Origin of the sequence: Pseudomonas idahonensis (genome assembly GCF_037903935.1) — a bacterium.
GTDB classification, from domain to species: Bacteria; Pseudomonadota; Gammaproteobacteria; order Pseudomonadales; family Pseudomonadaceae; genus Aquipseudomonas; species Aquipseudomonas danubii.
Genome location: NZ_CP149586.1, coordinates 6631119 through 6645218, shown reverse-complemented (window position 1 = coordinate 6645218; position 14100 = coordinate 6631119). Strand labels below are relative to the sequence as shown.

Genomic DNA, 14100 nt, shown 5'->3' with positions numbered 1-14100 from the left:
ATGGATATTCTGATTCCCGGCTTTGACATCCAGGGCGAGATTGGCGAAGGCGCCATGGCCACCGTGTACCTGGCGACCCAGCGTTCGCTTGAGCGCAAGGTGGCGCTCAAGGTGATGGCCGCGGCGCTGGCCGCCGACCCGAGCTTCTGCGAGCGCTTTTTGCGCGAGGGCAAGACCCTGGCGCGCCTGTCCCATCCGCACACCGTGACCATCCACGACATCGGCAATGTCGGCGAGCTGTACTACATGGCCATGGAGTACCTGCCCAACGGCACCCTGAAAGAGCGCATTGCCGCCGGGCTGACCCCGGAGCAGGGCCTGGCCTACATCCGCCAGATCGCTTCGGCCCTGGGTTATGCCCACGCCCAGGGGTTGGTGCACCGTGATGTGAAGCCGGCCAACATCCTGTTCCGCGCCGACGGCACGGCGGTGCTTTCGGACTTCGGCATCGCCAAGTCCCTGGATGACCGCACCCAATTCACCCAGGCCGGTTTTGCGGTGGGCACGCCGAGCTACATGAGCCCGGAACAGGCCCGGGGCCAGGACATCGACGGGCGCGCCGACCTGTATGCCCTGGGCGTGGTGCTGTACGAGATTCTCGTCGGCGAGCTGCCGTATAACGGCACCGACGCCCTGTCCACGGCCCTGGCCCACCTCACCGAGCCCTTGCCGGAGCTGCCGCTGCACCACGGGCGCTACCAGCACATCCTGCGCAAGCTGCTGGCCAAGGACCCGGCGGAACGTTATCCGGATGCGGCGGCCTTGCTGACGGCCCTGGACAACCTGCCGCCGGAGACGGCCGAGGTCGAGGCGACGCTGATCCAGCCGTTGCCGTTGCCGCCTCAGGCTGCACCCCAGCCTGTACCTCAGGGCAACGACCTCGCCGGGTTGACCCCGGTGTCGATCGAGATTCCCCGGCAGGCGCCTGCGCCACAACCGGCGCCGCGCCGCGAGCCGCCCGAGGAGCCAGCGGCGCCGCCGCGCACCTCCAATCTGCCACCAGCCGGCAGTGGGGCTTCCGAACAGCACCGTGGCCCGGTGCTGGCCCTGGCCGGCGTCGCCGTGGCCGTCGCCCTGGCGGTGGCCGGCGCTGGTTATTGGTGGCTGTCCGGCGACAGCCCGGCGCCTGCGCCCAAGACCGCTTCGACGGCCGGCACCCCGCCTGCCGTGGTGGCGCCGCCGGTGGAGCAGCCACTGGCAGCGGATGTCGATGGCGGCCAGCGGCCGTTGCTGATGCCGGGTAAGAAGACCCTGTTCCAGCGGGTGCTGAGCAAGCCGGGGGCGAGCTTTTCCAGCGAGCCGGGCGCCACACCGGACAAGTCGGTGCCGGCGTTCTCGGTGCTGTATGTGTACCAGCGCAAGAACCTCGACGGCCGCTCCTGGCTGCGCCTGGGCGCCGCCAGTGACGGGCGCAGCGCCGGCTGGCTGCCGGCCGAGCAGGTCAGCGACTGGAAGCAGAGCCTGGTGCTGAAATTTACCGAGCGTTCCGGTCGTGCACCGGTGATGTTCGTGCGTCAGGCCAGCGAGCTGGAGCGTTTGCTGGCGGACCCGGCGGCGGCCAAGAACCTGCTGCTCAGGGCGCAGAAGAATCCCCAGGACGAGCAGCAGGTGCTGGCCCTGGAACCCAATGCCAGCGCAGTGCCCCAGGAGCAGTTCTACCTGCTGCCGATCTTCGACGCCAAAGAGAGCTTCGACGAGAACGGTCAGCCGGTGCAGTTGCTCAATGTCGCCTCGATCGACCCGGGCAACAGCCCGCAGAGCATCAGCGACAGCAGTGGCAAGCGCCTGCCGGCGAACAGCCCGCCGGCCGCCGCCGATGCCTTCCGCACGGCAGTGGTGCTGGTGGTGGACACCTCGGTGTCGATGCAGCCGTACATCGATCAGGTGCGCGACGTGGTCCACGAGCTGCAGAGCAAGATCGCCGAGCGTGGCGAGCTGGACAGTGTCAGCTTCGGCCTGGTGGGGTTTCGCAACAACACCAGCAAGACCCCGGGCCTGGAGTACGTGACCAAGACCCTGGTGACCCTGGATCAGGGCCGCGACCCGCAGCGCTTCCAGGAGCTGGTGAGCCAGGTCAAGGCCACCAGTGTCTCCAGCCACTCGTTCAACGAAGACGCCTTTGCCGGGGTGATGCAGGCAGTGGAAGGCATGGACTGGAAGGGCTACGGCGGTCGCCTGATCCTGCTGGTCAGTGATGCCGGGGCCCTGCGCAAGAACGATCCTTACAGCCGCACCCAGATGAACGAGGCGGAAGTGCGCCAGGCGGCTTTGGGCAAGCAGATCAAGATCTACGCCCTGCACCTGCGCACCGATGCCGGCAAGAAAAACCACGCCCAGGCCGAAACCCAGTACCGGGTGCTGACTGCCGACGCCAACCCGAAGATCGGCGACCTGTACATTCCGGTGCCCGGCGGCGATGTGCGCAAGTTCGGCGAGCAGGTCGACGAGATCGGCACGGTGTTCGCCGACCTGGTGCATCAGGTGCGCAGCAACCAGAACCAGGACGTCCCGCAGCTGGCGGCGGCGCCGAGCATCGCGCAGAAGTCGGCAGCCATCGGCTACGCCATGCACATGGATTTCCTCGGTCGCAAATCCGCGAGTCAGGCGCCGCAGCTGGTCAGCGCCTGGACCGCCGACCGCGACCTGACCAACCCGGCGCTGCCGGCCTTCCAGGTCTGCGTGATGCTCACCAAGCTGCAGCTCAACGACTTGCAGCAGTCGCTGAAGCTGATTGTCGATGCGGCACGCAAGACCCAGACCTCGCCCAAGGATTTCTTCCAGGAAATCGCCAGCGCCAGTGCCTACATGAGCCGCGACCCCTCGGCCCTGCGCAAGGGCGGCAACCTGGCCGACGGCGGCGTGCTGGGGGAATACCTGGAAGGGCTGCCGTACCGCAGCAAGTCGCTGAACATGACCCAGGACCTGTGGCTGTCCCTGAGCGTGGCCGAGCAGGAAGATTTCATCGACGAGCTGGATTCGAAGATCCGTCTCTACGAGACCTTCCACAACGACCTGGCCAACTGGGTGCGCTTCGGCGATGCCGAGCCGGGTGATGCCCTGTACCGCGTTCCGTTGTCGACCCTGCCGTGATGCTCGATCTGGCAGAGGTGCGCAAGAGTCGCGGCGAGGGTCGCCAGCGCTACAGCCTGGTGATCCCCAGGCTGCAATTGCGTGCGGGCGATCAACTGGCGGTGGTCGGCCCCAGCGGCTGCGGCAAGAGCACGCTGCTCGATCTGCTGGCGCTGGTGCTGGCTCCGGACTCGGCGGCGCGCTTTGAATTCGCCCCGGCCAATGACCCCATCGACATTGCCGGCATCTGGCGCGGCACCGGTCACAGCGCCCTGGCGCAGTTGCGCAGCCGGCACCTGGGTTATGTGCTGCAGACTGGTGGTCTGCTGGGGTTTCTTGATGTGCGCAGCAATATCAGCCTGCCCCGGCAGTTGCTGGGGCTGGCGGACGAGGGCATTCCACGGCGTTTGGCCGAACGCCTGGAAATCGCCGATCAACTGCACAAGAAACCCGCCGCTCTGTCGGTGGGCCAGCGTCAGCGGGTCAGTTGTGCCCGGGCCTTGGCCCATGGTCCGCAGGTGCTGCTGGCGGATGAGCCGACCGCGGCCCTGGACCCCTTGAACGCTCAGCGGGTGATGCAACTGTTGGTGCAACAGGCGCGGGATCAGCGGCTGTGCTGCGTGATCGCCACCCACGATGAGGTGCTGGCCCGGGCCAACGGCTTGCAGGTGCGGCGCATTGCCTGCCAGCGCGATGCCGACGGCGGGGTCACCGCGACGCTGGGGGAGGCCTGCTGATGCGTGCGTCCCTGACCGCTGCCCTGGCCTGGCAGGACTACCGCGCCGATACCTGGTTGTCGGCCTGTTCGGTGCTGGCCCTGGTGGCAGTGATTGCGCCGTTGCTGGTGCTGTTCGGGCTCAAGTTCGGGCTGGTGAGCAGCCTCACCGAGCGCCTGGAAAAAGACCCGGCGGTACGCGAGATCATTCCCCTGGGCGGTGGACGTTTCAGCGCCAGCTTCATTGCTGAACTGGGCCAGCGTCCGGACGTAGCCTTTGCCTTGCCGCGCACCCGGCAGATTGCCGCGACGGCGGACTTGTCCCGGGGCACGGGGGATATCGGAGTGACCGTGGAAATGTTGCCGACCGCTGTCTCGGACCCCTTGCTCGGGCGTTTGCCGGTGCCGCGGAACATGAGTGGCGTGCTCCTGAGCCGTACCGCCGCCGAGAAGCTTGGCGTACAGCCTGGTGATTGGCTGCAGGCGAGCTTCGGCCGGCAAGTGGCGGGGCGCAGCGAAGTGCAGCGGACCCGGGTCCAGGTGGAGGGCGTATTGCCCCTGGAAGCCTTTGCCCGGGATGCCCTGTTCGCCCCGCTGGCCTTGCTGGAGGCCGCCGAGGACTACCGCGACGGCCGTGCCGTGGCGGCCCTGGGCTGGCTCGGCGAAGCGCCGGCCGCGTCCGCGCAGCGGGTCTACCCGGCCTTTCGCCTGTATGCCCGCAGCCTGGATGACGTCGAACCCTTGCGCCGCTATTTCGCCGAGCGTGGCCTGTTGGTGGCGACCCAGGCCCAGACCATCGCCCAGGTGCAGTCCTTGAGTCGCAACCTGTCCATTGTCTTCTGGGTGATCGCCGGGCTGGCCCTGGCGGGCGCCTTTGCGGCGATCTTCGCCGGGGCCCTGGCGGCGGTGGAGCGCAAGCGCCGGGAGTTGTCGGTGCTGCGCCTGCTGGGATTCTCCACTGGCGCCCTGCTGTTGTTCGTGGTGGCCCAGGCGCTGTACAGCGCCGGTTTCGCTGCGTTGTTGAGTGGCGCTCTGTATGGCCTGGCCCAGGCCGGGCTGAATCATTTGTTCATGCAGGTGCCCGGCGAGTACGCCAGTCATCTGCTGCCGGCCCATTACGGGCTGGCCCTGTTGGCGACGCTGGGCGTCAGCACCCTGGCCGCCGCGCTGGGCGGCTGGCGGGTGTCGCGCATTGAAGCCTGTGAAGGAATTCGCGATGTATAAGTTGATCGGCCCCGTGTTGGCCATGACCCTGGCCGGCGCCGTGTGGGCGCAAGAGCCCGGCAACAAGATGGACAACCCCAAGCCCTTGCCGGACGACGTCAGTCTGCCGCTGCCCTGTGAAGGCGAGATGGTGTTCCGCTATGTCTACGTCCTGGCCCAGGGCACCCTGGACGACCGCGAGGTCAACCTCGGCTATCCCTTCAGCGAAGGTGAGAGCGGCTACCAGCAATCGTTCATCTCCGGTTATCGCCGGGACTACATCAATGGCCAGTTCACCCTCAAGGACCTGCCTGGCGCCTGGAGCAAGACCATTGCTCCGGCCTTGCCGAAAACCGGTGCCGGGGTGCCCCTCAAGCCGATGCTGTATTTCATCGGCAAGTACGAAGTCACCGCTCGCCAGTACGCCCAGGTGATGGCCCAGGCCCAGTCCCTGGCCAGCGGCGAGCCGGCCCCGGCCTGTGAAGCCTCGGAGGGCATGCAGGGGCGTTTGCCCAAGGTCAAGCTGTCGCGCTTCGAGGCCGAGCGTTTCGCGGCGGTGTACAGCGCCTGGCTGATGAAGCATCACCGTGACTTGCTGCCGGTCAGCGGCCGTGGCAGTTCCTCCGAAGACGGCGGCCTGGGCTTCGTGCGCCTGCCCACCGAAGTGGAGTGGGAATACGCCGCCCGTGGCGGTCAGGCGGTGAGTCGCCAGGAGCTGGAAGGGCGGCTGTTTCCACGGCGCCTGGAGGGCAGCGAGAGCGATGGCCCGCTGGCGGACTGGGCGGTGTTCAATCAGGTGGCCGGCGGCACGGGCCAGGCGGCGCGGCTGATGCCGATCGGCACCAAGCTGCCCAACCCCATCGGCCTGTTCGACGTGATCGGCAATGCCGCCGAGATGGTCCAGGAGTCGTTCCAGCTGGTGCGCGCCGGACGGCGCCAGGGCACCTATGGTGGCTTCGTGGTCAAGGGCGGCAATTACCTGGAAGGCGAGGGCACGCTGTTTACCGGCATGCGCCGCGAGTACCCGCTGTTTGGCGCCGACGGCACCGAGCAGAGCAATGAAACCACGGGTTTTCGGGTGGCCATCGGTGCCTTGTCGGCCCCGCGTTCGCGCTACAAGGAGCTGTTCGCCCAGTGGCAGAAGGAAGGCCGCCTGGCGTCCCTGACCGACGCCATCGATGACGCCCAGGACCCCACCAAGCGCCTGGACGCCATCATCGCCGCCAGTGTCGACCCGCGTCTGCAGGCGGAGCTGGGGCTGGTCAACGAAGAGCTCAAGCGCAACGTCTCGCTGATCGCCCAGCAGCGCGAGGAAGCGGCGGGCAACCTGATCCAGTCGTCGGCCCTGGTGGCCGAGACCATCAATAACTACAACATCCGCCTGACCAACCTGAAGAAGAGCCAGCAGCAGGCCATCGATGCCAAGGACGAACCCAGCGCCAAGCTGTTCGCCGAAGCCATCGACAACGGCCGCAGCGCACTGGACGGGGCGGTGGCGATCTACATCGACAACCTGGCCACGGGCACCCGTTACACCGACGCGGTGATCCAGGCGCAATTTCAACGGATCAAGGAAGAACTCAATCGCAAGCCGGTGCTCGGCAAGAGCCTGGTGACGCGCGCTACGTTATTCGTCCGCCATGTCGGGAATTATCGCCAGCAACGGCGAGCCGACCCGGCGACGATTTTGAAGGAACTGCTCGCATCGACCGGTCAGAAGTCATGACCGGCCGCTGTCTGTCGAGCCTGGAGGAGCTCGGACGACCTGGCGTCGTACCGAGTTGGTCAAACTTAATCGAGATCACGAACATGCTTTTTTCCCGCAACCCATTTGCTTCAACATCCAAGCGTCACCTGCTGTTGGTTGCCGCCGGGTTCAGCACCGTATTGACCGGTTGCGCGACCTCTCCGGTGTCCAAGGTCGCCTCCACCACCAAAGTCGAGTACTACCCGAGCTGCTACGAGCCGGTGCAGCACCTGCGCGCCACTGATTCGGACATGACCAAGTCGGTGGTCACCGGTGCCGCCCTGGGCGCTGCTGGCGGTGCCTTGCTCGGCGCCCTGACCGGCGACGGCGACAACCGTGGTCGCAACGCCGCCATCGGTGCGGCCGGTGGTGCCCTGGCCGGTGGTGCCGCCGGTTACTACACCGAGCGCCAGAAGCAGATCGCCGATGACAATCAGCGCATCGCTTCCTACGCCGCTGACGTCAACAAGAGTGCTGCCGACATCGACCGCAGCACCGCCTACGCCCGTGCTTCGCAGACCTGCTATCAGCGTGCCTTTGACAGCCTGATCACTGCCCGCAAGGCCAACAGCATCAATGATGTGGAAGGGCGCAAGCGCCTGGCGGAGATCGTCAGCGGCCTGAAAGAGTCCAATGACCTGATCGCCGCGGTGAACGGCCGGGCCAGCGAAGACCTGAGCAAGTACAACCAGGCCTACGAGCAGGACCTGCAGCAAGTGGGCGTGCAACGTACCGACGTGGTGAAAGTCGCCACCGCCGACACCACCCCGGTGACCACCACCGGTGGTAAGAAGAAGCAGCAGAAGGTCAAGCAACCCAAGCTGCCGACTGTACCGACGGAAGCGGTGAGCACCGAGAAGTCGATCCAGCAGGCCAAGACCAAGCAGGCCGAGAGCAACAAGGTCGCTACCACTGGCCAGACCCAGGTCAACAGCATGTGCAAGAGCCCGGACCTGGGTGATTGGGCACCGGTGCCTTGCCCTAACGTCTGAGTCAGTGATTGTCTGACAAGATGTAGCGATAAGCGTTGAACGCCAGTCGATCTCCGAGTAATCGAGCAGATCGGCTGGCGCTCTTCGAGTTACAGGTTAAACTGCGGCGGCCATCCAATAATTCCACTGAGGCGCCGTGCATGAAATTTCGTTTTCTTCTCTGGGTGCTTGGCCTGTTGATGGGCAAAGCCAGCCGCAACAATCCTGCTTTTCAGCAACAGTTGGGTGACAAGGAACTGGTGTTCCAGTTGCAGACGCTCGACGGCAAGGTTGCTCGACACTTCTTCGTCAAAGACCAGCGCGTGACCAGCCGTTCGGGGTTCTATCCGGAGCCGGCGTTCGCCATTGCCTTCAAGGATGCCGCTTATGGCTTCGCCACGATGCAGGCGAAGAACAAGCAGTTGGCGTTCATGACCGGTATTCAGGACAAGTCGATCCAGATCAAGGGCAATCCGGCGCTGGTGATCTGGTTCCAGGGCTTGACCAAGTATTTGAAACCGAAGAAGGCCAAGCCCAAGGCTTGAGGGTGGGATTTCGCCGGCTAGCCGGCGAATGGGGTCAGGCCTGGCTGAACTGCGAAGCCAGTTCCCGCAGCAGCACTTCCGCTTCCAGCACTTTGCTCACCACGTCTTCGGCCTTGTCGCGGCTCAGGCCCAGGCGCTCGAACAGTGCGTCGGGAATTTCCTCGTGAGGGCCGGAACCGATGCCACGGCTGCGCAGCAGGCGTACCGCCAGGCACACCAGATTCGGGTACTCGGCGTAGGCGCCGTCGTAGCTCGGGTCGTGCTGGAAGCGCAGGGCGGTGGACAGCTCGTCCGGCATGTCCCAGTAACGCATCAGCCAGGAACCGATCTGTTCGCGGCTGATGCCCAGCAGGTGCTGCTCGACATAGCTGTGGCACAGGTGCGGGTTGACCTCCAGGTGCCGGCAGATCAGCGAGAAGTGCGGTGGGAACACGTGGGCCAGCAGCAGGTAGCCGAAGTTGTGCAGCAGGCCGGCGAGGTAGGTCAGGCCGGCTTCCGGGCGCTGTGCGCGGGGCATGGCGCGGGTCAGGCCTTCGATCACCGCTGCGGTGTAGATCGATTGCTGCCAGTAGGGCGTGGCGTGCTGCGGCTGGTCCTTGGGCAGGCTCAGGGTCTTGCCCAGGGCCAGGCCCAGGGCGAGGTTGATCACCAGGTCGAAGCCCAGCACGCGGACGATGGCGTCCTCCACCGAGCGGATCTTGCCCGGCGACGCGTAGTAGGGCGAGGCGGCCCAGCTGACCACTTGCGCGGCCAGGGCCGGGTCGGTCTCCACCACGCCGGTGATGTCGTCGATGGTGGCGTTGGGGTCGACCCGCAGCTTGATGATCTTCTGCGCGGTTTCCGCCAGCGGTGGGATCTCGATGGTGGCTTCCAGGCGTTGCTGGATACGTCGCGCGGTGAACGCCTGCATGGCCTGGGTGATTTCCTCGCGGTCGTCATCCGGGCGATCGAGGTTGGGGCGGATGCTGCTCAGGGGTTCGCCGAAATGCCCGGCGCTGGCCTTGTTGAGCATGCTCTTGAAGGCTTCGCTGGTGATTTCCAGAAGCACGCCCGGCTCGCCCGAATAGATCAACAGGCTGGGTTCGCGCAGCAGGCTTTCTTCGTACAGGCAGGGGGAACTGGTGAGTGCCGGCAGGCCGGGCAGCAGGCTCAGGCTGTGTTTGCCGAGCATGCGCTCCAGGCGTTCGGTGGACACCGCGGTGAGACGGCGGCCGGTGAGTTCGGTGAGGCGGTTGAGGTCCAGTAGCTGGCTCTGCGGAAACAGCACCATCAGCGCGCCGACGGCATCGTCAAGGAGCACGGCCTGGACCTTGCGCGCAGCCGGCAGGCCCGGCTGGTCGAGCACTTCGTTGTAGCTGATGGCCAGCTTGCCGAGCAGCAACCGGATAACAGACGGAGCGTGTGGGGTTGCAGTGGCGAGGGCAACTTCTGTCATGGCCTGGTATCCGTTTTTCTACAATTTGACGAGTATAACCAGCTTGGTTATGCCCATGGTCCATTAACTGAGCGTTGGTTCACACTTGGCCGTATTGCTGGCCGTGGCGCAGCCAGCGTTCCAGCAGCGGGCTCACATGGTCCGGCCAACGCTCCAGCAAGGCCTGCGCGGCGTCGCGCACGGCCGGTAGCAGGTCAGCGTCACGCATCAGGTCGGCGACCTTGAATTGCAGCAGGCCGGTCTGGCGGGTGCCGAGCATTTCCCCGGGGCCGCGCAGTTCCAGATCCTTTTCGGCGATGACGAAACCGTCGTTGGTCTCGCGCATGATGCCCAGGCGCTGCCGCCCGATTTGTGAAAGCGGCGGATGGTAGAGCAGCACGCAGTGGCTGGCGGCGCTGCCGCGCCCGACCCGGCCGCGCAGCTGGTGCAACTGAGCCAGGCCCAGGCGTTCCGGGTTCTCGATGATCATCAGGCTGGCATTGGGCACATCGACCCCGACCTCGATCACGGTGGTGGCCACCAGCAGTTGCAGGTTGCCGGCCTTGAACTCGGCCATCACCGCGGCTTTCTCCGCCGGTTTCATGCGGCCGTGAATCAGCCCCACACGCAGTTCGCCCAGAGCGCTGGAGAGGTCTTCGAAGGTGGTTTCGGCCGCCTGGCAGGTGAGTTCTTCGGACTCTTCGATCAGGGTGCAGACCCAATAGGCCTGGCGCCCTTCGGCGCAGGCCGCGCGCACCCGCTCGATCACTTCGACGCGGCGGCTGTCGGTCACCAGCACGGTGTTGACCGGGGTTCGGCCGGGCGGCAGTTCGTCGAGGATCGAGGTATCCAGGTCGGCGTAGGCGCTCATGGCCAGGGTTCGCGGAATCGGTGTGGCGGTCATGATCAGCTGGTGCGGACAGAGGCGGCCACCCACGCCTTTCTGGCGCAGGGCCAGGCGCTGCTGGACACCGAAGCGGTGCTGTTCGTCGATGATCACCAGGGCCAGGTTCTTGAACTGCACTTCATCCTGGAACAGGGCATGGGTGCCCACCACCATCGGCGCGCCGCCGGCAATCTGTTCCAGGGCCGCCGCGCGGTTCTTGCCCTTGAGCTTGCCCGCCAGCCAGGCGACTTCCAGGCCCAGGGGCTCGAGCCAGCGCTTGAAGGTAATGAAGTGCTGCTCGGCGAGGATTTCCGTCGGCGCCATCAGCGCCACCTGGTAACCGGCTTCCAGGGCCTGCAGGGCGGCGAGGGCGGCGACCACGGTCTTGCCTGCCCCTACGTCGCCCTGGATCAGGCGCAGCATGGGCTCCGGCTGGCTCAGGTCGTAGGCGATTTCGTTGCCGACCCGTTGTTGCGCGCCGGTGGGGGCGAAGCCGAGGTTCTTCAGGTATTTGGCCGGCAGCTTCTTGGCCAGGGGCAGCACCGGGGCGCGCTGGGAGCGCAGGCTGTCGCGCAGGCGTTGCTGGGACAGCTGGTGGGTCAGCAGCTCTTCGAACGCCAGGCGATGCTGGGCCCAGTGGTGACCCAGGGCCAGTTCGTCGACATCGGCGTCCGCCGGTGGGTGATGCAGGTAGCGGATCGCATCGTCCAGGGGCGCCAGTTGATAGTCGCGGGCCAGTTCTTCGGGCAGCCAGTCGGGCAGGCTACGCGGGCCCAGCAGCGCCAGGCTCTGCTGGCAGAGCAGGCGCAGGCGCTGTTGGGTCAGGCCTTCGGTCAGGGGGTAGATCGGCGTCAGGGTCTGATCCACCGGCGGCGGCTCGTCACCACTGATGGCGCGGTATTCGGGGTGGTAGATCTCCAGTCCCGAGGCCCCGGGTCGGGCTTCGCCGTAGCAGCGCACGCGGGTGCCGCGTTTCAGGCCGTCTTTCTGGGCATTGCTGAAATGGTAGAAGCGCAGGCTCAGGCCGCCGGTGCCGTCTTGCAGGCGCACCAGCAGGCTGCGGCGCTTGCCCATGACCACATCGGCGCCGCTGACGGTACCTTCGATCACCGCATCCTGGCCGGGGCGCAGAGCGCCGATCGGCACCACTCGGGTACGGTCCTGATAGCGCAGGGGCAGGTGGAACAGCACGTCCTGAAGGTTCTCCAGGCCGACCTTGGCCAGCTTCTCGGCCATGGCTTCGCCGACGCCCTTGAGTGCCGTGACCGGCACTTTCGACAGCTCAGTCATTGCGCTTGCTTAGCTCGCGGCGGGCGGCTTGGCCACCGAGCACAGGCGGATCGAGTCGGCGAGGATCTCGATGGCCTTGGGCCGCGGGAAGCTGGCGCGCCAGGCGATGGCTACGGTGCGGAACGGCACCGGTGGAGTCAGGGGGCGGACTTCGATCACGCCGGGAGCGTAGTGATGGCTGTCCACCGCCGACAGCGGCAGGATCGAGATGCCCAGGCCGGAGGCGACCATGTGGCGGATGGTTTCCAGGGAGCTGGATTCCACGGTGGTGTGCTTGGCGCCGTCGTTGCCCTTGGTCAGGGTCGGGCAGGCTTCCAGTACCTGATCGCGGAAGCAGTGGCCTTCGCCCAGCAGCAACAGGCTCTTGTCGTTGAGCAGGCTGGCGTCGATGGTTTCCTTCTTGGTCCAGGAATGGCCGCTGGGCATCAGCACATAGAAGGGTTCGTCGTACAGCGGCAGGGTCAGGACATCGGCCTCGTTGAACGGCAGGGCGATGATGATGGCGTCCAGCTCGCCGTTGCGCAGTTTGTCGCGCAGGACGTGGGTGAAGTTCTCTTCGATATACAGCGGCATCTGCGGAGCGACCCGGTGCAGCTGGGGAATCAGGTGCGGGAACAGGTAAGGGCCGACGGTGTAGATGGCGCCCACCTTCAGCGGTGCGGTCAGCTGGTTCTTGCCGGCCTGGGCCAGTTCGCGGATGCCTTGGGCCTGTTCCAGGACCTTCTGCGCCTGGGCAACGATGGTTTCGCCTACCGGCGTCAGGCGTACCGCGCTCTTGCTGCGCTCGAAAATCAGCACACCGAGTTCGTCTTCAAGCTTCTTCACGCCTACCGAAAGGGTCGGCTGGCTGACATGGCAACGCTCGGCGGCGTGGCCGAAGTGCTGCTCTTGGGCGAGGGTAACGATGTAGCGCAATTCTGTGAGAGTCATAGCGGGCGTCCATGAGGTTGCGGCCAAGCATAACGGCTGCAATCGATAGACGCACGTTATCAGACAGAGGGTGGAGTGCGACACCCGCCAATGTCTGCTTCAGGCTGCACAAGCGACAAGGGCACCCTGAGGTGCCCTTGCGTTGTATCAGCGGCGGCCGCGGCTTCTGTCGATCTCGTAGTTGTACGAGGCGGTGATTTCCACGCTGCCGTTGGTGAGCATGTCGGCCGGTGGCTTGGGCAGTGGCTGGGCCCGCCGGATCATGTCCAGGGTGGCCCGGTCCAGATCAGCGTTGCCCGAGCGTCCCACTAGCTCGTAGGACAGCACCTTGCCTTCGGCATCCACCACGAAGCGCAAGGAGTTGGTGCCTTCCTTGCCGCGCCGCTGGGCTTCGCCCGGGTAGCGCTTGTACTTCGCCAGGTGGGCCTGCAACTCACCCTGCCAGTTGGCCTTGGCGGCGGCCTGGGCCGGTGATGGGCCTGGGGTCGCTGGAGCGGGCTGCTTGGACGGCGACGGGGTTACCGGAGCGTCGCTGGGCTTTTCCTCGGAAGGTTTCTCCTTGGGCGGCTCGGGCTTGACCACCGGTTTGGGCGGCTGTGGCTTGGGCTTCTGCTTGGCCGGCTTGGGCACCGAAATAGTCGGCTTCGGTGCTTCGGCGAGCTTGGGCAGCGGCAGTTCTTCCACGGGCGCCGGCGGTTGCGGCGGGGTCACCACTTTCGGTGGTGCCGGGGGAGGCGGCACAGGGGCAGGCGCCAGTTCGACCACCATGGCTTGTGGTGGAATGGGCATCGGCTGTGGCTTGGACCAGTTGAGGGCGAGCAGGATCGCCACCGCATGGACGCCCAGCACCACCGCCAGGCTACCGCTGTAACGCGTCAGTCTTTGGCGCGTCGTGATCATTTCTTGGCTGCCGTCTCAAGTCCGACCAGGCCGACTTTCAGGTAGCCGGCGGCCCGCAGGGTGTCCATCACGCTCATCAGGTCGCCGTAGTCCACGCCCTTGTCAGCCTGGAAGAAGATCGTGGTGTCCTTCTTGCCCTGGGTCCGGGCGTCGAGGATGGCCCCGAGGGTTTCGGCCTTGACCTCATCTTCACCCAGGAACAGACGCTGATCGGCCTTGACGCTGAGGAACACCGGTTTCTCGGGGCGCGGCGCCGGCTTGGCGCTGGAGGCAGGAAGATCGACCTTGATGTCCACGGTGGCCAGAGGGGCGGCCACCATGAAGATGATCAGCAGCACCAGCATCACGTCGATGAACGGCGTGACGTTGATTTCGTGGTTTTCGGCCAGGTCGTCGCCTGCGCCTTCTTTCAAATGCAAGCCCATGGCTG

The 14100-nt window shown here is 65.7% G+C and carries 11 protein-coding genes; 6 read left to right on the top strand and 5 right to left on the bottom strand.

Translation table 11 applies throughout. The annotated features are described in order from the left end of the window. From WIN67_RS30185 to WIN67_RS30160, 6 genes are all read left to right on the top strand, one after another. On the top strand, positions 1-3090 hold the full coding sequence (locus WIN67_RS30185; protein WP_339070417.1) for a serine/threonine-protein kinase: 3090 nt from the start codon (positions 1-3) through the stop codon (positions 3088-3090). After that, on the top strand, positions 3090-3806 hold the full coding sequence (locus tag WIN67_RS30180; RefSeq protein WP_102881298.1) for an ABC transporter ATP-binding protein: 717 nt from the start codon (positions 3090-3092) through the stop codon (positions 3804-3806). Before WIN67_RS30185 ends, WIN67_RS30180 begins: the two co-directional genes overlap by 1 nt. Next, the gene (locus WIN67_RS30175; protein WP_110594220.1) at positions 3806-5008 is read left to right on the top strand and encodes an ABC transporter permease; all 1203 of its coding nucleotides are present in this window, start codon (positions 3806-3808) and stop codon (positions 5006-5008) included. Before WIN67_RS30180 ends, WIN67_RS30175 begins: the two co-directional genes overlap by 1 nt. A 22-nt stretch (positions 5009-5030) precedes the next feature. After that, complete coding sequence (locus tag WIN67_RS30170) at positions 5031-6713, top strand: formylglycine-generating enzyme family protein (protein WP_372342486.1); 1683 nt, start codon at positions 5031-5033, stop codon at positions 6711-6713. Positions 6714-6796: 83 nt separating this feature from the next. Next, the gene (gene tagQ / locus WIN67_RS30165; RefSeq protein ID WP_102881296.1) at positions 6797-7726 is read left to right on the top strand and encodes a type VI secretion system-associated lipoprotein TagQ; all 930 of its coding nucleotides are present in this window, start codon (positions 6797-6799) and stop codon (positions 7724-7726) included. Between the two features lie 140 nt (positions 7727-7866). Further along, positions 7867-8250 (top strand): helicase, encoded by a 384-nt coding sequence (locus WIN67_RS30160; RefSeq protein WP_102862277.1) that lies wholly within the window; start codon positions 7867-7869, stop codon positions 8248-8250. Between the two features lie 34 nt (positions 8251-8284). Here WIN67_RS30160 and WIN67_RS30155 read toward each other — a convergent pair whose 3' ends face one another. The 5 genes from WIN67_RS30155 to exbD form a co-directional block, all read right to left on the bottom strand. Beyond that, on the bottom strand, positions 8285-9685 hold the full coding sequence (locus WIN67_RS30155) for an aminoacyl-tRNA deacylase and HDOD domain-containing protein (protein ID WP_102881295.1): 1401 nt from the start codon (positions 9683-9685) through the stop codon (positions 8285-8287). Positions 9686-9764: 79 nt separating this feature from the next. Further along, positions 9765-11840 (bottom strand): ATP-dependent DNA helicase RecG, encoded by a 2076-nt coding sequence (gene recG / locus WIN67_RS30150; RefSeq protein ID WP_102862275.1) that lies wholly within the window; start codon positions 11838-11840, stop codon positions 9765-9767. A 9-nt stretch (positions 11841-11849) separates the two neighbouring features. Further along, positions 11850-12770: a hydrogen peroxide-inducible genes activator gene (locus WIN67_RS30145; RefSeq protein ID WP_102881293.1), complete on the bottom strand. Its 921-nt coding sequence runs from the start codon at positions 12768-12770 to the stop codon at positions 11850-11852. Between the two features lie 147 nt (positions 12771-12917). Beyond that, entirely contained in the window at positions 12918-13670 is a 753-nt protein-coding gene (locus WIN67_RS30140) for an energy transducer TonB family protein (RefSeq protein ID WP_102862273.1), read from the bottom strand. Next, positions 13667-14095, bottom strand: a complete 429-nt coding sequence (gene exbD, locus WIN67_RS30135) for a TonB system transport protein ExbD (protein ID WP_102862272.1) — start codon at positions 14093-14095, stop codon at positions 13667-13669. Before exbD ends, WIN67_RS30140 begins: the two co-directional genes overlap by 4 nt. Positions 14096-14100 lie beyond the last annotated feature (5 nt).

Coding starts and splice junctions, on each gene's coding strand:
- WIN67_RS30185 (WP_339070417.1), top strand. CDS start 1: ATGGATATTCTGATTCCCGGCTTTGACATCCAGGGCGAGATTGGCGAA.
- WIN67_RS30180 (WP_102881298.1), top strand. CDS start 3,090: ATGCTCGATCTGGCAGAGGTGCGCAAGAGTCGCGGCGAGGGTCGCCAG.
- WIN67_RS30175 (WP_110594220.1), top strand. CDS start 3,806: ATGCGTGCGTCCCTGACCGCTGCCCTGGCCTGGCAGGACTACCGCGCC.
- WIN67_RS30170 (WP_372342486.1), top strand. CDS start 5,031: ATGACCCTGGCCGGCGCCGTGTGGGCGCAAGAGCCCGGCAACAAGATG.
- tagQ (WP_102881296.1), top strand. CDS start 6,797: ATGCTTTTTTCCCGCAACCCATTTGCTTCAACATCCAAGCGTCACCTG.
- WIN67_RS30160 (WP_102862277.1), top strand. CDS start 7,867: ATGAAATTTCGTTTTCTTCTCTGGGTGCTTGGCCTGTTGATGGGCAAA.
- WIN67_RS30155 (WP_102881295.1), bottom strand. CDS start 9,685: ATGACAGAAGTTGCCCTCGCCACTGCAACCCCACACGCTCCGTCTGTT.
- recG (WP_102862275.1), bottom strand. CDS start 11,840: ATGACTGAGCTGTCGAAAGTGCCGGTCACGGCACTCAAGGGCGTCGGC.
- WIN67_RS30145 (WP_102881293.1), bottom strand. CDS start 12,770: ATGACTCTCACAGAATTGCGCTACATCGTTACCCTCGCCCAAGAGCAG.
- WIN67_RS30140 (WP_102862273.1), bottom strand. CDS start 13,670: ATGATCACGACGCGCCAAAGACTGACGCGTTACAGCGGTAGCCTGGCG.
- exbD (WP_102862272.1), bottom strand. CDS start 14,095: ATGGGCTTGCATTTGAAAGAAGGCGCAGGCGACGACCTGGCCGAAAAC.